Below are 18,444 nucleotides of genomic sequence, written 5' to 3'. Positions count from 1 at the left end.
TTATTTTGAATTTTTTAATTTTCTTATTTTCTTAATTTCTGTTGCAAAATAACTACTTTTTTCCGGATATTTCAAACTTAATATTTTAAAAGCCGTTATTGCCGTATCGTATTTACCCTGTTCTACATACAACTGGGCTAACGTTATAGTCATTAAATTTGCAATATCTTTTATTTCTTCCTTTTTAAAACTTATATCCTGCTTAGTTGAAATTTCTTTTTTCGGTGTTGTAATTTTAGGATTTGTTTCGATAAACTTATCAATTACATCTTTTTGTTTCTCCTGCTCCTCAGAAGTTTTTTCTTTAGAGTCTTCATCATCAATAACCACTTTTTTACTTGATAAAGAGAGCCACTCATTGAAAGATAATTTTTCAACTGTAGACAATTTATCTTTAGAACTATTTTCAAGCTCTTGTATATTTTCAACTTTTGCCGATTCATTACCTGTAGGTTCAGGAACCGAATTAACAATTTCTTGTACCTCTTCTATTTTTTCTACTGATTGAACAACTTCTTCAACGAAATTATTTTCTTTTTCTTCCGTACTATGATTACTTTTTTCTGAGACTTCAGCCTTCAACATTTCGTCTATCTCATCAATTTCATGTTTACTGTTCCCCTGATCTGCTTCATTAAATTTTTCAGAGTTAGAGTTGGTAAATAAATGAGATATACCTAATTTATTAATAAACGAATTTTTTTCTCCTTGCTTATCTTCAACTATCAATTTTTCTTGCGGGTTCTCGTTTCCAAGTTGCATAACATTTATCTGATTTTCCGATTGAAAATTTTGTTCTTCTTTTACTTCCACCTTTTCATCATTAGAATGACAAGAATGCTCAGACTTATCTGCCTCAACCATTATATCCATAATGACTGGTAATGAGCCATTTTTTTTATCGAGTGTTAAGATCTTTTTTATAACTTCACCTGTATTAGTATAAATTGAGGCTTTTTCTACAACCTGTGTTTCTTCTTGTTGCGAATATAAGTGATTCCATCGTAATTTTAACATATGAAATGCAGAAACATATGGGTATCTTAACAATTCTTGATCTATAGTAACTCTATCGGACACAAGTGTTTGTTCCGGATTTAGTATTAATTCTATGATTCTGTTACTATCCATCTACCAGTCTGCTACAATTGCTGTAAATATTTGATCTATAATTCTTTGATTAATTTTTTGAGAAAGATCATCCTGAACATTGATTAATAGTTGAGTACTTGAATAATCTTCGTAATCTGAAAATGTCTTTTCAAAACTTTTATCTGGCTGTTTTTTATTATCATATCTTACTGCAACAGTTATGGTAAGACGATTCTGTGTTGCCTGATCGGAATTACTTTGAATATTTACCGGATTGGTTGAAAAATTTGTTATTTCTCCTTCAATTGTTATATCCGGATCTACGTTAGTTTCAACTAACTTAGTTCTTTGATTAAATCGGTTTTGTAAAGCCGTTGTAAAATCAACACTAAGGTTAGGACTTTGATAAGCCGATAAATTTGGGAATGATTTTATTTCCACTGTTTTAATACTGGGATCTAATGAAGAACCCGTAAAAGAATAGCAGCCCGATAGAATTGAAAACAATATAGCGGCTATTAAATAGGAAAATTTATTCTTCAATATCATATTGCTTTATTTTTCTATATAGTGTTCTTTCTGAAATTCCCAATTCTTTAGCGGCTAACTTACGTTTTCCATTGTATTTTTCCAAAGCTTTTCTAATCAATTCTTCTTCTTTTTTTTGAAGAGAAAGTGATTCCGGCTGACTGGACACCTCTTCAAAGTCATAATCGTCCACATCTTCATGGAAATTATTCACTGAGGCTACTGCGGGTAAGTCCGGCTTGTTATCATAATATACCAAAGACTCTGTTGCAGGAACATCATAATCTTTATACACTCTTTGAAAAAGATCTTTTTCATTAGGTGTAAGACTCATATCTCCTTTGTTTTTAATTAAGTCTAAAGTCAAAGCTTTCAAATCATTTAAATCTTTTTTCATGTCAAACAAAAATTTATATAAAATTTCTCGTTCTGAAGAAAAATCTGAATGTTTTTCATCTTTATTAGGAATATTAATCAGGGAAGTGGTTTGAGGTATATCTTTTAAATATTCTTTCACATTGTTTAAAGTCATGTCCCTTTTAGTTTCAACTACTGTAATTTGTTCTGTGAAATTACGTAATTGCCTGATATTTCCCGGCCAAAAATACTGTTGCAGATAGGCTATTGATTCATCTGATAAATGAATAGCCGGCATCCTGTATTTTTCTGAAAAATCAATTGCAAATTTCCTAAATAACAAAGGAATATCATCTTTTCTTTCTCTTAATGCAGGGATGTCTATCTGTACTGTATTCAATCTGTAATATAAGTCTTCTCTGAAATTACCTTTTTTGATTGCATCCAACAGATTGACATTGGTAGCAGCAACAATTCTAACATTGGTTTTTTGTATATTGGAAGAACCTACTTTTAAAAATTCACCACTTTCAAGAACTCTAAGCAGCCTTACCTGCGTCTGTAAGGGGAGCTCTCCTACTTCATCAAGAAAAATAGTTCCTCCATCTGCTACCTCAAAATAACCTTTTCTCACCTTATCCGCACCTGTAAAAGCTCCTTTTTCATGTCCGAAAAGCTCTGAGTCTATCGTTCCTTCGGGAATAGCACCACAGTTTACAGCTATATATTGTTTATGCTTTCTGGGTGACAGGTTATGGATTATCTTTGGAATAAACTCTTTTCCTACTCCACTTTCTCCCATTACTAAAACTGAAATATCTGTAGGTGCAACCTGAATCGCTTTTTCCAAAGCTCTGTTTAAGGCTACATTATTTCCTATAATTCCAAACCTTTGTTTAATATTTTGTAATGAGTCCATAAATGTCTATTGTTTTTCTCCTATCAAAGTTGCTGATGTACAATCTATTACCCCTACCAGTACAAAATCCCCGATATTAGTATTTTCAGTTTTAGGAAAAACGACTACTGCATTCTGTGAAATTCTCCCATACCAATAATCTTGACTTTTTTTACTTGTACCCTCAATTAATACTTTATGTGTTTTACCTACATAAGAATTCATTCTTTGCAACGATAACTTCTGCTGCATAGCTATAACCTCAGATAACCTTCTCTTTTTGATATCCGCAGGAACATCGTCCTCCATTTTTTTATGAGCAGGAGTTCCCGGTCTTTCTGAATAGGCAAACATGTATCCGAAATCATATTGAGCATATTCCATCAAGCTTAATGTATCTCTATGCTCTTCTTCGGTTTCTCCGCAAAATCCGGTTATCATATCATGTGAAATGGCACAATCAGGAACTATTTCTCTGATTTTATCTAATAATTCCATATATTCTTCACGGGTATGCTGGCGATTCATTCTTTCTAAAACCGTAGTACTTCCACTTTGAACAGGTAAATGAATATATTTACAAATGTTATCGTGTTTTGCCATTACATAAAGCACATCTTCGTTCATATCCTGAGGATTTGAAGTTGAAAACCGAAGACGTGTGTCCGGATGTGCTGTAGCCACTAAATCTAATAAGTGTGCAAAATTCACTGCTGTTGCTTTTTGAAGTTCTGTAGCTTTATTAAAATCTTTTTTGGGTCCTCCTCCATACCATAAATAACTATCTACATTTTGGCCTAAAAGAGTTATTTCTTTATATCCGTTAGCAACCAGTTCACTACATTCTTTTAGAACGGAATGCGGATCGCGACTTCTTTCCCTTCCTCGAGTAAAGGGTACTACACAGAATGTACACATATTATCGCATCCACGGGTAATTGAGACAAATGCCGTTACACCGTTTCCTCCTAAACGAATGGGGCTTATGTCCGCATAAGTTTCTTCTTTGGATAATAGTACATTAATTGCATTTCTGCCATCATCTGTATCTTTTAATAAGTTAGGCAAATCTCTATACGCATCAGGTCCAACAACTAAATCAACAAGGTGTTCCTCTTCTAAAAACTTAGTTTTTAATCTTTCCGCCATACATCCTAAAACCCCTATAGTTAAATTAGGTTTTTGTTTTTTTAGCGTATTAAACTGCGAAAGTCTTTTTCTGACTGTTTGTTCAGCTTTTTCTCTAATAGAGCAGGTGTTAAGCAAAATTAAATCTGCTTCTTCCAATTGTGCTGTTGTATTATAACCTTCCTCATTTAATATAGAGGCAACTATTTCACTGTCAGAGAAATTCATTTGACACCCATAACTTTCCAAAAATAATTTTTTTGAATTTTGAGTGGTACTTTCCATAACAAGTACTTCTCCCTGTCTACCTTCTATAAATTCTTTTTCCATATATTAATTTACCATTTTAAAGTATGGTTTTTCAAACTAAAATTTGCATTAATATGCAAAGATAGAAATTTATATGCCAAGTTGACAGATTTTTTAGTTTTATTCTAAGAAACCATTGGTTAAAGCTTTTGTAACAAATGCTTTTATGGAGATAAGACCATTTCGAAGAAACCGGTAAATTGCTGTAAAAATAATACCCAACCTATTATTACCAATGTACCCACTATAGCTCCGAAAAAGCCTCCGATATAAAAATCGGACTGCTTTAGCATTCCTGTACTGTAAACAATTGCATTGGGAGGTGTTGAAACTGGTAAAAATAATCCACAGGATGAACAAAGACCGACAACCAACCCAACCGGTAATATTTGCTCAGGTGGCAAGACAACAGCTGCAATGTTAATAACAATTGTTGCTGTGGCAGTACTACTCATAATGTTAGAAAAAACAATAGTTACCAAAGCAAAAACTATCATAATAAAGTATTCGTTAAATTGTGCATTTCCTAACAATTGAGAATAATAAGGAGCTAATAATTCTTTGATAGCAATACCCAGGGACAAACCTCCGGCAACCAGCATTAGTGTATCCCAAGGTAATTTTCGTATATCTTCCGCCGTAATAATACCCAGCATAGGCAAAAACATAATAGGAATTCCTGCTGTGGCTGCTGTAGGTATATTCAGCCTGCTGCCCATCATCCACAAAACAACGGTTATGATAAGGATAATTACTACAAACAAACGTTGTAATTTAATTTTTGCCGGCAATTCTGAATTTATGTCAAGAAAATCTAAATCAATTTTTTCTACTTTGGATGTATATTTTTGTTTAAGTATCAGCCAGAAGACTATTAGCAATACCAGCGCTACCGGTAGTCCAAGGATCATCCAATCAAAAAATGAAACATCTATCCCTTTTGATTTTAATGCATCTACAACGATAAGATTAGGAGGTGAGGAAATTAAACTTCCCATACCCGCAAAAGTTGCTGATGCTGGTATACATAAAAGAATAGCTTTAGACATAGGTGAATTTTCTCCTTCTCTTGCTAAAAAAGGCATGACTGCAGCCAGAATCATTGCTGAGGTTGCAGTATTTGAAATAATTAATGATAAACAAGATGTGGTTAACATAATCCCTAACAACATATTACCTGGTTTTGAACCAAAAATTGATATGGTGCCTTTAAACAAAGAGATATCTAAGCTTGTTTTTCTCATTCCTTCACTTAAGAAAAAACCACCAAGAAATATCCAAATAACACTATCCGACCAGGTATTGGAAATAGTTCTCGGATCTAAGGTTGAACCTTCAATGTTTCCCATAGTATAAATAAGAAACCCCATTATCATGATACCCACTGCAAAAGGAGGAATTGCTTCTGTAACCCAGAGAAGAATTGCAAAAATGAGAATAAACATAGTGTATTCTTGTGCTTTTGAAAATTCCACAGGAGAAATGAGATATGTTGCCGCAATTGACAATCCTAAAGAAAAGAAAAATAGCCCTACTTTGGTTTTTATATTCCAGACATCTAGTGATTTTTCAATGAGCAGGTCGCTATAACTTCTTATGTTGGTATTAATCTTTTTTAAATCCTGATTAATTTTGTGAAAGTCAAAATCCATAGTTGTCTGATCTGATAAGTTATATTTTTATTATAAAACTTTTTATTTGATGTTTATTTTTATTGCAAATATCATTCTTTTTTTACTTGATCTAACCTGATATTCTCCCGATAAATAAAATAATTATAAATTTGTCATTTATATTTAAAATTTAAGGAAATGGATTTAAACAATAAACTTTGGGTTTTTCAGTCAAATAGAGTATTATCTTCTGTTGAAGAAAATCAGATAAGCGAAATTTTATCTAACTTTTTGGATAGCTGGGCTGCTCATGGAGCTGATCTTAAATCCAATTTAAAAATTTTAGATCATAAATTTATTATCATAGAAGTTGACGAAAATCAAACGAAGGCTTCAGGCTGTTCAATAGACAGTTTAAATCAATGTATCCGTCAGATTGATGCTGAATACAATCTTGAATTGTTAAATCGATTGCTTGTAAGCTTTGAATCAAAAGATGGAAAACTGGAGACTATCCCCATGAAACAGTTTAAAGAAAAAATAAAAACTTCTGAGATTGACGGAAATTCTTATGTCTATAATTTATCAGTAAGTTCTCCTGAAGAGTTTCAGTCTCAATTTAAATTACCTTTGAAAGAAAGCTGGGCTAAATCATATCTGACTTCCTAATTTTAAAGCAATCTGTTTTAAAATGTAAATTCTTTACCTGGTATTGCCTGATTTACATTGATTGTTTTTATAATTAATACAAAATCTGATTCTCCATTAGTACTTTTAACCTCTATTCTGTAAGGAAAGTATAACCCGGAAGCTTTTCTGAAATCACTAAAAGTTTTAGATTCTGATACACTTTCCTCTCGTATTAACTGATAAGATTTCATATCAAAATAATAGGTGATTATATTGGTGTTTTTTATTAATTTTATTTTATAACAGTTAGATTGTTCTATCTTCTCCGTACCTATAAAAACAGCCTGAAATCCTTTGTCTGAAAAATTAATTAAATCCGAATCAAAACTTTCCGGAACATAATCGGGTTTATTTACTAGTTTGTTAGACTGAAAATCGTATTGTATCGCTTTTTTACCATTATATGCATTTAATGTTATTTTTTTTCCCTGAACATACATATAGGTCTTATTCCAGTTTGGGCGTTGCTGATAGATTTCAACATTATAACTTTCATTTACACCTAAAACCATTTCTCCTTTAAGTACAACAGAATTAAATCCTCTCCATTTGGTTAAACCTCCTGTTATTTCCAAGTGTTTGGCTATAACTTCCTCTGCTGTTTGTGCTTTAATTATGATTGCGAAATTAAAAATCATCAACAGTATTAAATTGATTTTTTTCATGTTATTTCTTCTTTATTTAAAATTAAAAAATGTTACGTTAAAAAACCGGGTTAAATGATTATAACCCGGTTTTTAATATAATTAGTATATTTTTATATAAAAAAACTACATTGCTTCATATAAAGCTCTCAGCTTTTCCTTGGTCATTATTTTTTGCCAATCTTTTCCTAAAGCATTTTCCCACAAGGGAACCATACCGTATGAAACATTGATCATTATATCAAATTGTTCGTCTGTTAATCCTTTACAAATAGCCTGAGGAATTTCAATATGATTTTTTTCAACCATATATTTAAATTCTTTTACTCCTTCAGGATAATATTCTTCTAACCGGTCAAACACTATACAGTTTCCGACTCCATGATGCGTTCCCAATAAGTAAGACAAACCATAACTTACTGCATGTGCAATACCTACCTGTGAATAGGCTATACTCATACCCCCATGCCAGGAAGCCATCATCAAATCTTCGTCAGATTCATCATCCCATTCGTTTTTGTGAACATATACTTTCTGACACAGCTCAAGAGCTTTTTCACCATAACTTTTACTAAAAGCATTCAGATAGGTTCCGGTTAAAGATTCTATACAATGGATATAACAATCCATTCCTGTGAAGAATGCCTGATTTTTTTCTACTCCTTTTGCTAAAGCTGGATCCAGAATTACCTGATCAAATGGTGTGAAATCTGAATTAATACCCAACTTTCTTTCCGGACCGGTTAAAATACAAGTTCTGGAAACTTCTGCTCCTGTTCCACTGATGGTTGGAACTCCAACGTGATAAACTGCCGGATTTCTTACTAAATCCCATCCCTGATACTGAGCTGAAGAACCTTCACTATTCAGCATTATAGCTACTGCTTTTGCCGAATCCATTACACTTCCGCCACCAATTCCTATTACTCCGGATACTGTACCGAATTCTTCTTTTAAAGAATCTCGAATAGCATCAATACCTTTAGTCTTAGGTTCGTCAATTGTATCAATGAAAATAATTTTGTCTTTTCCTTTTAAAGGAATATTTTTTATTAATTCTTTCCCTTCAAAAACTTTATCTACTAAAAAGATAAACGGATATTCTTTATTTCTTTTTTCTTCAATAATTTCTGAAGTCTGATCAAAACTTCCGCGACCATAGACTACTCGCGGAACCATTGGGAAATTTCTGAATTTCATATTTTTATATTTTCTCGTTTTCTTGTTTTTTTAAAATCTCGTTGGCTTTTTCCAAATCTTCAGGAGTATCTATCTCTACTCCTACAAAATCTGTTTGAATTAGTTTTATTTTCATTCCGTATTCCAGATAACGAATACATTCTATTTTTTCTGCTTTTTCGTTTTGTAGCATGGGTAATTTAGAAAAACTTACTAATGCATCTTTTCTGAATGCATAAACACCCACATGTTCATAATAATCCGCAATAAAATTTTTTTCTCTTGGATAAGGGATTACTGATCGTGAAAAATATAAGGCATAATCATCTTTATCTTTTATTACTTTTACGTAATTAGGGTCTTCAATTAGTGCCCAATCATCCATTTTCCTAATTAATGTGGCTACATCAATTTCATTTTTTGCATCTTGATGAAAAGCATGAATTAATTGTGCCAGAGGTTCTTTTTTAACAAAAGGTTCATCCCCCTGAATATTTATAATTATATCACATTCGATATTTGCTACTGCTTCAGCTATTCTATCACTTCCTGTCTCGTGTTCTTTTATACTCATTATGGCTTTTCCTCCATTTCGAGTAATTTCATTATGAATAATTTCAGAATCTGTCACTACAAAAACATCATCAAACAATAAGGTTTCTTTTGCATTTTCGTAGGTTGATCTTATAACTGTCTTTTCTCCTAACATTCCCATTAATTTGGCAGGGAATCTTGATGCTGCATAACGAGCTGGAATAACTGCAATAATTTTCACTTTAAAATGAATTAAGTATTTATGCAAAGTTAACTAAAATACGTAACGTTTTTACTGAATTTGACAGAAATAAAAAAGCCATCCTATACAGGATGGCTTTTAAATATTTAAGATTTTTCAGTTCTTATTTTTTTCTTTTTGATGAAGCTGGTTTTTTAACCTGAACTTCTTTTGTTATAGAAACTTTTTTACCTGTTTCCTGGTCTAGTACTACTACTCGTCTGTTTTCTTTATCACAAGTTGCCTGATCTGGGAACATAATGTTTCCGTTTTCATCTTTTTTCTTGTTGATATCAGCCTGAGTACAAAGTAATTCTGATTTACCGAATCCACGGGCAATTAATCTATCTTTAGCAACTCCTTCTTTTACTAGTTCATCTACTACAGATTGAGCTCTTTGTTTAGAAATTCTATTGTTAACAGCTACTGAACCTACTCGGTCTGTGTGTCCGTCTACATAGAATTTTTTACCTTCAAAACCTTTATCATTTAGCATTGATGATGCATCTTTTACTAATGGTAACGATTCTGCTGTAAGTTTAGAACTGTTAAATTCAAAGTTGATGTTTTTAAGTTTAGTTGTAACATCTTTTACATCCCAAGGACATCCATTATTTTCTTTTGGACCTGGTATTGTAGGACAAGCATCATCTTTATCTAACACTCCGTCTCCGTCAGTATCCGGCCAAGGACAACCATTGTTTTCTTTTGGACCAGGGATAGTAGGACATTGATCATCCGGATCAGGAATACCGTCTCCGTCAGTATCTGGACAACCTTGGAACTGAGGTAACCCTGGTGTATCAGGACATCTATCTTCATTGTCTGGAATACCATCACCATCTCTATCTTCAATAGTTGGTACGATTACAGGTACATCAATTACTTCTTTTTTAGCTCCAAATTTAAAAATTATGGATGCTGAATGCTGGAAAAAGTCAGCATAATTTCTTGAATATGTAGTCACCCAGTTGTACTGAGATTCTATATTCAACCCAATATTTTTAGTAAACCAAAAGTTAATACCAGCTCCTCCGTTAAGTACAAAGTTGTTGTCTTTTCCTTTAAATTTACCTTTAAGTTCTCTGGATTCTTTATAGTCACGGTTATAAGCTGTATAAGGGTGTGCTTCATCAATGTTTATTCCTTCATAAGAATACTTATGATAGTTAGCACCAACTCTTACATACGGATCTAACCATTTAAGAGAATTTGATTCACTTAGAGGTGAAAATCTCAAACCTAAACCGGCTAATAAAAAGAACTCATCGTTTATTTTGAGTCTTTTGTTATCCATATTACCTAAAGATGCCTGGAAATCAACGGCCAGGTTCTTCGCTATACTTCTCGCTACTGTAACTTTTGAAAAAGGAAAAGAGAAACTATAATCCTTTGTATCAAAATAGTTGTTGAAAATACCATCAACCGAAGTATGATCTGTAGCGTGTATTCCCAGTCCAACATACCATTTGTCCTGGGTGTTCTGAGCTAGTGCAAAAGCAGACATTAAAACAACGGCTGCTGTTGATACTATTAATTTAATATTTTTCATAAATAATTAAAAATAATTTATTTGATGCAAATTAACATAATTTTATCTAATGGACAAAAAAAAGCCACCAAAATATTGGTGACTTTTTTATTTATGCCCTAAAAAGGCATTTTTTTATTATTTCTTTTTAGCCGGAGCTTTAACTGGTACTGTTTTTTTGATAGTTAAATCTCTTGGTAATACTTCAACACGTCTGTTAACATGGTCACATTCTTCCTGAGAAGCATATTTTCCATCTTTAACATCAGCTTCAGTACATTTTAATTGAGATTTACCAAATCCTCTTGCAGTTAATCTGTCTTTTGAAACACCTTCTTTAACTAAAGCATCAACTACTGATTGTGCTCTTTGTTTAGATATTCTCATGTTTACAGCTTCACTACCTACACGGTCAGTGTGTCCGTCAATATAAGCACCGCTTTCTTTAAGAGTTCCGGTATTTAATAATTGAGCTGCTGCTTCAATTTTGCTTCCTGATTCAGGTGTTAATTTAGCTGAATTGAACTGGAAGTTGATATCTTTTAAAGTTGTTTCAACAGTTTTGTGATCTGGACATCCGTAGTTGCTTGCAGGTCCAGGTTGATCCGGACATCTGTCATCTTTATCTGGAACTCCGTCTCCATCTCTATCTGGCCAAGGACAACCATTATTTTCTTTTGGTCCAGGTACTGTAGGACATTGATCATCTGGATCTGGTACTCCATCGCCGTCAGTATCAGGACATCCTTGGAATTGAACTAATCCTGGAGTATCCGGACATCTGTCATCTTTATCAAGAACACCGTCTCCGTCTCTATCTTCCCATGGACAACCGTTATTTTCAACTGGCCCCGGTACTGTTGGACATTGATCGTCTATATCTGGAATACCGTCTCCGTCAGTATCAGGACATCCTTGGAACTGAGGTAATCCTGGTGTATCCGGACATCTGTCGTCTTTATCAGGGATACCGTCTTTATCTCTATCATTGTTACCAAATTTAAAGATAATAGATGCTGAATGCTGGAAGAAATCTGCATAGTCTTTGGAATAAGCAGTAGCCCAGTTATATTGGGATTCGATATTTAAACCAAAGTTTTTAGTAAACCAGAAGTTAATACCTACACCACCGTTTAAAACAAAATTATTGTCATGTCCGGTAAATTTTCCTCTTAAGTCATGTGTTTTTTTGTAGTCTGAATCATAAGAAGTGTAAGGATGATCTGCATCGATTTTAATTCCATCATAGGAATATTTATGGTAGTTAGCACCTACTCTTACGTAAGGGTCTAACCATTTCAAAGATTTAGATTCACTTAATGGAGTCCATCGTAAACCTAAACCAGCTAAAAGGAAAAACTCATCTTTAATGTTTAACCTTTTGTTATCAACCTCGCCTATGGAAGCTTGTAAATCTACTGCGAAATTTTTAGCAATGCTTCTTGCTACCGTTAGTTTTGATAAAGGAGGTACAAAGCTGTAATCTCTTGTGTCAAAATAACCGTCAAAAATACCACGAACAGAGGTATGGTCAGTCGCATGTGCCCCAATCCCGATATACCACTTATCGGAAGTGTTCTGTGCGAATACAGAAGTAGCTAACATGGTCGCTGCTGCTGTAACTAACAAATTGAACTTTTTCATATATAAAATCTAATTTTAATTGCAAAATAACGTTTTTCAATACTAACAGACAAACAAAAATCAATATTTCTTGACTAATCTGCTAATATTCCTTTTTGTCTCTCTCTCCTTAATTGTTTCTCTTTTATCATAAATTTTCTTCCCTTTAGCTAAATAAATCTGTATCTTAGCCCAACCTTTCTCATTTACGTAAAGGCGGGTAGGTACAATCGTTAAGCCCGTCTCCTTTGTCTTTCTTAATAATTTGTTAATTTCTTTTTTCTGTAACAGCAATTTTCGTTCCCTTTTTATCAAGTGATTGTATCTTGTACCAAAAAAATATTCATCCACCGACATATTTATCACATATAATTCATCGTTTATGAACTGACAAAAACTCTCTGCTATACTTGCTTTACCTAACCTAATTGACTTTATTTCAGTACCATGAAGAACCAAACCTGCTTCATACTTATCCATAAGTTCATAATTGAACCTGGCTTTTCTATTTAGTATATTAACTTTATTTTCAAATTTCATAATCAGATTTTTTCTTATTACTTTTGTGCAAATTTATTAAAGTATATGCTTACAGTATCAAACTTATCTTTACAATTTGGAAAAAGAGTTCTATTTGATGAAGTAAATGTGAAATTTACTAAAGGAAACTGCTATGGAATTATTGGAGCCAATGGAGCGGGTAAATCAACCTTTTTAAAAATTCTCTCCGGAGATGTAGATCCTACTACGGGTAGTGTGAGTCTAGAAACAGATAAGAGGATGTCTGTTCTTGAACAAGATCACTTTGCCTATGATTCTTATCCTGTCCTTGAAACCGTGATGAAGGGAAATCAAAAACTCTTCCATATAAAAGAAGAAATGGATGCATTATACGCAAAACCGGATTTCTCTGATGCCGATGGTGTGAAAGCCGGAGAACTGGGAGTAATATATGAAGAAATGGGTGGATGGACTGCTGAATCAGATGCCGGAACTTTGTTATCTAATTTAGGCATTAAAGATGATATGCAATATAAAATGATGTCTGAGCTTGAAAATGCCGATAAGGTTCGTGTATTACTAGCTCAAGCATTATTTGGTAATCCTGATGTTCTTATTCTCGATGAGCCCACCAATGATCTGGATATTGATACCATTTCATGGCTGGAAGATTTTCTTGCAGATTACGAAAACACAGTCATTGTCGTTTCCCACGACAGACACTTTCTGGATGCAGTTTGTACCCACACCTGCGACTTAGATTTTGCTAAATTAAACCTTTATACAGGAAACTATTCGTTTTGGTACCAGGCAAGCCAGCTAGCCGCCAGACAAAGAGCTCAACAAAATAAAAAAGCTGAGGAAAAGAAAAAGGAATTACAGGAATTCATCGCCCGCTTCAGCTCTAATGTTGCTAAGGCCAAACAGGCGACTGCCCGTAAAAAAATGATCGAAAAATTAAATATCGAAGATATCAAGCCTTCATCAAGAAGATATCCTGCCATCATATTTGAACAGGAAAGAGATGCCGGAGATCAAATTTTAGATGTTAAAGATCTTGAAAAAACTAAAGATGGAGAATTACTATTCAGCAATATAAATGTCAATCTTAAAAAAGGAGATAAAATTGCTGTTTTATCAAAAAATTCTCTTGCAATTACAGAGTTTTTCCAAATTCTCGCCGGAGAAACTGAAGCCGATATGGGGAATTATACTTGGGGAATCACTACAAAACAAAGTTATTTACCTCTTGATAATACTAAATATTTTCAATCTGACGATAACTTAATTGACTGGTTAAGACAATATGTTAATACTGATGAAGAAAGACACGAAGAATATATTCGTGGATTTTTAGGAAAAATGCTTTTTAGTGGTGATGAGGCTTTAAAATCTTGTAAAGTATTGTCCGGGGGGGAAAAAATGCGTTGCATGTTCTCAAGAATGATGCTTTTTAAAGCTAATGTTTTATTGTTGGACGAACCTACAAACCACTTAGATCTGGAAAGTATAACAGCCTTAAATAACTCTCTGGATAATTTTAAAGGAACTGTTTTACTTTCTTCTCATGACCATGAGCTACTTTCTACTGTTTGTAACAGAATTATTGAGTTAACTCCTAAAGGTGTTATTGATCGGTATATGACTTATGATGAGTACTTATCTGACCCTAAAGTAAAAGAACTTAAAGCTCAATATTATTCTTAATATCTAATTAAAACCTTATATTATATTAAAAGCTTCATTAAATGAAGCTTTTATTTTTTCTGTTCGTCTATAAAATTACCCCTTCTGTCGTTAAAAAGAAATATTTAATATAATATTATCGTTTTTTTAACAATATTCCTTCAATATTTGCCCGTTATTTGCGTTTAATAACTTGAATTAACTTTGAATGTTTTATACTATTTTAAAAAGTTATTTCACAAACGTTCTTTATAAATAATACATTAATTTATACTTAGTTAAAAAACCTTTCAAGCTTTAAACGGCTTGAAAGGTTTTTATTTTTGTATCATCATAATAAGATTGTTTACAAACTTTAAAATCTCTTAATTCTAAATAATGGTTTTGTATATAACTAAATCAATCAAATTGTTCTAGTAAGTATTTAATAACATCTGTCGTAGTAACAATCCCTACAATTTCATCTTCCTGAATTACAGGCAAAGCTCTGAATGAGGATGAGGCAAAAATTTCTGCCACTTCTTTAATTGTATCTGAAGGAGCTACCGTTTTTGGATGGGCAGCCATTACCTGTTCTATACTTAACATATCAAAAAGTGAGTTATCCATTTCTTCCTGTCCGGAGTATATATCTCCAAATGAAAGCCGCATAATATCTGTCTGGCTTATGATACCTATTAATTTTTTACCGGAAACTACCGGAATATGCCTAATACTTTGTTTTTTGAATAGGCTGTTTACTTTTGCCAGCCCATCAGTAAGATTCACTGTAACCGGGCTTTTAGTCATTATTGTGGATACGGGAGTTCTTTTTTTCATAATTACGTTTTTAAGGATTATTTGTAATTAAATGTATGAAAAAAAGAAATAAAAACGCTTATTTGATTACATGATAATTGTTATAATACTCTTTTAGCTTTGATAAATTTCCCTTTCCAATAGGATTCCTCTAATGAACTAACCATTACCCCTTTAGATGTTGAAGCATGAATAAATGATACTTCTCCTGTCTGTTTTATATCGTACACTATTCCTACATGATTAATCCCCGAACCTCCTGTCGAAAAAAACAGAAGATCACCTTCTTTAACTCTGGATATAGGAACGGTATCGCCCTGATTAGACATATCAACCGATCTGCGGGGAAGCTTTACATCTATTTTCTGGAAAGCTACACATACCAAGCCTGAACAATCTATACCACTTGAAGTACTACCTCCGTATTTATATGGCGTACCTTTATATTTCCCTGCCTCATTAAGTACTGTTTTTACATCTTTGGATTTAGAAACATTGGCTTTTTCTGATTTGAGCACAACAGCCTTATCTTCTTTTTTTGTTTTATTAACATATGGAGTTGACTTTTTTGAAGAATGTCCTGAGCTTTTTTTAGAATTGTAGGTATACCTTGAAGTTTTTGATGAATTGCTTTTCTTTTTATATGAAGCTGATGTTTCATAGGAAACACAGGACGTCAGCAAAATGGAGCATATAGAGAAACCAGCATATAAAATATTCTTGATTTTCATTTTTAAAGCTTATAATTATTAATTTGCTAAATTATAAAATTATCAACAAAATATCAACAGTTTATAAACATTTGCTTTTACCTTATATAGATACCACACAGTAACTTAGTTTTCAATACTAACAAAATTCAGTTACTACGCTTACTCGCAAAACTTTAATCCTTACTGATATACTTTATAGAATCTCTTCAATAAAATAAATGTAGATTAATCAAATAATTACGATTTTAAAGTGTGGAGATTAAAGGAGTTTAGTGTTATGATTTTCATAGTCCGTATCTATAGACAACAAATCTGAACGGGAAGCCTGCACAGCCAATCTATCAGCTCTTTCATTTTCTACATGTCCTTCATGCCCTTTGATCCACTGAAACTTAACCCTATGGTTCTTATATACTTTTAAAAAACGAATCCATAAATCAGGATTTTTTACTTTTTCAAATTTTTTTTTCTGCCAACCATAAATCCAATTATTATTAACAGCATCTACCACATATTTTGAATCAGAATAAACTACAACCTCCTGATTGGGCTTACTGATTTTTTCGAGTGCGACAATGACAGCCATAAGTTCCATTCTGTTATTGGTTGTTAATCGAAAACCCTGACTAAAAGTTTTCTCATAATTCGTCCCTTTAAGACGCATAATGATACCATATCCTCCTTTACCCGGATTTCCTGAAGATGCTCCATCTGTAAAAATTTCTATCATATAAGAATTAAAATAGCTGCTTTAATTCAATTAAATTATTAATCACTGGGAAACCATTCATTTTTGAAAGATCACTATCTTTTTTATAATTAAAATAAATACCCAACATCCCTAAATTATCACTACCCAAAACATCCGCTTCAAAATCATCCCCAATAAATGAAGATTCCTCAGGGTTTGCATTCGCCTTGTCAAGTCCTAATTCAAAAACTTCTCTGGCTGGCTTTCTTTTGTTAATTTCTTCTCCACTTGTAATGGTGGTTATATAATCTTTAAGCGGTGTATCATAAACTTTTCGTTTTGTAGGTTTTATAAAACCATTAGAAACTATATGCATGATATATCCCTTAGATTTTAAGTAGCTTAATACTTCAACTGTATTATCAATAAGAGTATTGTGTTTTACAACTTTTTCTAAGAAATGAGCATCAAAGTATGAACGTATTGCCTCATCTCTGATATCAAATTCTTCAAATGTATTTTTGAATCTCTGGCTTAATATATCATTTTTTGTTACTTTATCCTGTCTGAATAAGGCCCATAAATGCTCATTCCTTTGGTAATAACTATCATAAAATTCTTGAAAATTTACATTATAAATTTCTTCTACTTTTACATCTTCATACATTTGCTTGAGTGTAAGCATAGAATTTCTGTCAGTATCCCAAAGCGTATTATCCAGATCAAAAAATATATGTTTAATATTTCTCATAATTTTTTTCTTTTACAATGTAAGTCCCATACCAAATAATACAGCAAAAAAAAGAGCAAGCAATGCTGTAGGTTTCATATATAAATCTAAATTAGCCGGATCTGTTGTATATAAAATTTTACGTCTTAACCACGTAGTTGGTAAAAATAATATAAAAAATATAAATGGTTTTAATGTAGTAAGATGATCCAGACTAATTGAAAATTGCTCCTGATGAATAAGTAAAAATATAAGACATAAAATAAAAGGCAAATTCATTAATAATAATTGATAATATTTAGCATTTTGAAAGCCGAGACGAAGGGCTAATGTATTTTTACCCGCGTCTTTGTCCGATTTTATATCCCTCATGTTATTAAGGTTTAATACGGCAACACTAAATAATCCAACTGCTGAAGCCGGAAGTAAACTATCCCAATTAAATGTTTTAGTATATAAAAATTCGCTTCCAATTACAGATACCCACCCAAAAAAAACAAATACAAAAATATCTCCCAACCCCATGTACCCATAGGGCTTTTTACCCATAGTATAGAATATGGCAGCCAAAATACAGCCAATACCTAATCCTATAAATATGAAAAATGCTTCCCAATATTTGGGTATGAATGCATAAAAAAGTAAAATTATTGCGGATATAAAAGATAAAATAACGGTAATAATAATTCCTTTGAACATTTTTTTGTGACTTATTGCTCCTGATTGTATAGCTCTTACCGGACCGATTCTGTTCTCATTGTCTGTCCCCTTTGTTCCATCTCCATAATCATTAGCAAAATTTGATAACACCTGAAACAGAATAGTTGTTAAACAGGACAAAACAAATATATTGCCATCAAAACTTTCTTTCCATTTAGCTAACATGCCACCTAAAATAATACCACTTAAAGAAAGGGGTAAAGTCCGTAATCTGGCAGCCTCAATCCAATTTTTCATA

General features: G+C 32.6%; 18 protein-coding genes. 2 read left to right on the top strand and 16 right to left on the bottom strand.

The genetic code is table 11. From position 1 onward, the window contains the following. The 5 genes from EQ921_RS01635 to EQ921_RS01615 all read right to left on the bottom strand — a co-directional run bounded on the left by EQ921_RS01635 (position 1) and on the right by EQ921_RS01615 (position 5,964). Positions 1 to 1,131 carry a hypothetical protein gene (locus EQ921_RS01635; protein ID WP_128330317.1) on the bottom strand — a complete coding sequence of 377 codons (1,131 nt, stop codon included), beginning with the start codon at positions 1,129 to 1,131 and terminating at the stop codon, positions 1 to 3. Then, a complete protein-coding gene (locus EQ921_RS01630) occupies positions 1,132 to 1,641 on the bottom strand; it encodes an LptE family protein (protein WP_128150559.1) in 510 nt (169 codons plus the stop codon). After that, positions 1,625 to 2,896, bottom strand: a complete 1,272-nt coding sequence (locus EQ921_RS01625; RefSeq protein WP_128150557.1) for a sigma-54-dependent Fis family transcriptional regulator — start codon at positions 2,894 to 2,896, stop codon at positions 1,625 to 1,627. The genes EQ921_RS01630 and EQ921_RS01625 overlap by 17 nt, the downstream gene beginning before the upstream one ends. A gap of 6 nt (positions 2,897 to 2,902) precedes the next feature. Next, positions 2,903 to 4,333 (bottom strand): tRNA (N6-isopentenyl adenosine(37)-C2)-methylthiotransferase MiaB, encoded by a 1,431-nt coding sequence (gene miaB / locus EQ921_RS01620; protein WP_128330316.1) that lies wholly within the window; start codon positions 4,331 to 4,333, stop codon positions 2,903 to 2,905. A 143-nt stretch (positions 4,334 to 4,476) separates the two neighbouring features. Further along, a complete protein-coding gene (locus tag EQ921_RS01615) occupies positions 4,477 to 5,964 on the bottom strand; it encodes a DASS family sodium-coupled anion symporter (RefSeq protein WP_128150524.1) in 1,488 nt (495 codons plus the stop codon). A gap of 159 nt (positions 5,965 to 6,123) precedes the next feature. Here EQ921_RS01615 and EQ921_RS01610 point away from each other — a divergent pair, with 159 nt between their 5' ends. Beyond that, entirely contained in the window at positions 6,124 to 6,594 is a 471-nt protein-coding gene (locus EQ921_RS01610) for a hypothetical protein (RefSeq protein WP_128330315.1), read from the top strand. Positions 6,595 to 6,611: 17 nt separating this feature from the next. Here the strand turns inward: EQ921_RS01610 and EQ921_RS01605 are convergent, their stop codons facing one another. From EQ921_RS01605 to smpB, 6 genes are all read right to left on the bottom strand, one after another. Beyond that, on the bottom strand, positions 6,612 to 7,280 hold the full coding sequence (locus tag EQ921_RS01605; RefSeq protein ID WP_128330314.1) for a histidine kinase: 669 nt from the start codon (positions 7,278 to 7,280) through the stop codon (positions 6,612 to 6,614). 105 nt (positions 7,281 to 7,385) lie between these two features. Continuing rightward, positions 7,386 to 8,459, bottom strand: coding sequence for an iron-containing alcohol dehydrogenase family protein (locus EQ921_RS01600; protein ID WP_128330313.1), 1,074 nt, complete (start codon positions 8,457 to 8,459; stop codon positions 7,386 to 7,388). A 4-nt stretch (positions 8,460 to 8,463) separates the two neighbouring features. Continuing rightward, on the bottom strand, positions 8,464 to 9,213 hold the full coding sequence (gene kdsB, locus EQ921_RS01595; RefSeq protein WP_128150516.1) for a 3-deoxy-manno-octulosonate cytidylyltransferase: 750 nt from the start codon (positions 9,211 to 9,213) through the stop codon (positions 8,464 to 8,466). 124 nt (positions 9,214 to 9,337) lie between these two features. Then, positions 9,338 to 10,765, bottom strand: a complete 1,428-nt coding sequence (locus tag EQ921_RS01590; protein ID WP_128150514.1) for an OmpA family protein — start codon at positions 10,763 to 10,765, stop codon at positions 9,338 to 9,340. Positions 10,766 to 10,882: 117 nt separating this feature from the next. After that, a complete protein-coding gene (locus tag EQ921_RS01585) occupies positions 10,883 to 12,388 on the bottom strand; it encodes an OmpA family protein (protein WP_128150511.1) in 1,506 nt (501 codons plus the stop codon). Between the two features lie 60 nt (positions 12,389 to 12,448). Further along, positions 12,449 to 12,907 (bottom strand): SsrA-binding protein SmpB, encoded by a 459-nt coding sequence (gene smpB, locus EQ921_RS01580; RefSeq protein ID WP_128150509.1) that lies wholly within the window; start codon positions 12,905 to 12,907, stop codon positions 12,449 to 12,451. Between the two features lie 45 nt (positions 12,908 to 12,952). Here smpB and EQ921_RS01575 point away from each other — a divergent pair, with 45 nt between their 5' ends. Beyond that, positions 12,953 to 14,575, top strand: coding sequence for an ABC-F family ATP-binding cassette domain-containing protein (locus EQ921_RS01575; protein ID WP_128150507.1), 1,623 nt, complete (start codon positions 12,953 to 12,955; stop codon positions 14,573 to 14,575). A 378-nt stretch (positions 14,576 to 14,953) separates the two neighbouring features. On the opposite strand, the gene EQ921_RS01570 is transcribed toward EQ921_RS01575, so the two are convergent. From EQ921_RS01570 to EQ921_RS01550, 5 genes are all read right to left on the bottom strand, one after another. Continuing rightward, complete coding sequence (locus EQ921_RS01570) at positions 14,954 to 15,373, bottom strand: CBS domain-containing protein (protein WP_128150505.1); 420 nt, start codon at positions 15,371 to 15,373, stop codon at positions 14,954 to 14,956. Positions 15,374 to 15,453: 80 nt separating this feature from the next. After that, the gene (locus EQ921_RS01565) at positions 15,454 to 16,083 is read right to left on the bottom strand and encodes a C40 family peptidase (RefSeq protein ID WP_128330312.1); all 630 of its coding nucleotides are present in this window, start codon (positions 16,081 to 16,083) and stop codon (positions 15,454 to 15,456) included. A 241-nt stretch (positions 16,084 to 16,324) separates the two neighbouring features. Next, the gene (rnhA, locus tag EQ921_RS01560; protein ID WP_128330311.1) at positions 16,325 to 16,795 is read right to left on the bottom strand and encodes a ribonuclease HI; all 471 of its coding nucleotides are present in this window, start codon (positions 16,793 to 16,795) and stop codon (positions 16,325 to 16,327) included. Positions 16,796 to 16,802: 7 nt separating this feature from the next. After that, positions 16,803 to 17,507, bottom strand: coding sequence for an HAD family hydrolase (locus EQ921_RS01555; protein ID WP_128330310.1), 705 nt, complete (start codon positions 17,505 to 17,507; stop codon positions 16,803 to 16,805). 12 nt (positions 17,508 to 17,519) lie between these two features. After that, entirely contained in the window at positions 17,520 to 18,443 is a 924-nt protein-coding gene (locus EQ921_RS01550) for a 1,4-dihydroxy-2-naphthoate polyprenyltransferase (protein WP_128330309.1), read from the bottom strand. Between the last annotated feature and the right edge of the window lies 1 nt (position 18,444).

The organism is Apibacter sp. HY039 (assembly GCF_004023655.1).
GTDB classification, from domain to species: Bacteria; Bacteroidota; Bacteroidia; order Flavobacteriales; family Weeksellaceae; genus Apibacter; species Apibacter raozihei.
This window is presented reverse-complemented; position numbering and strand designations above follow the sequence as displayed.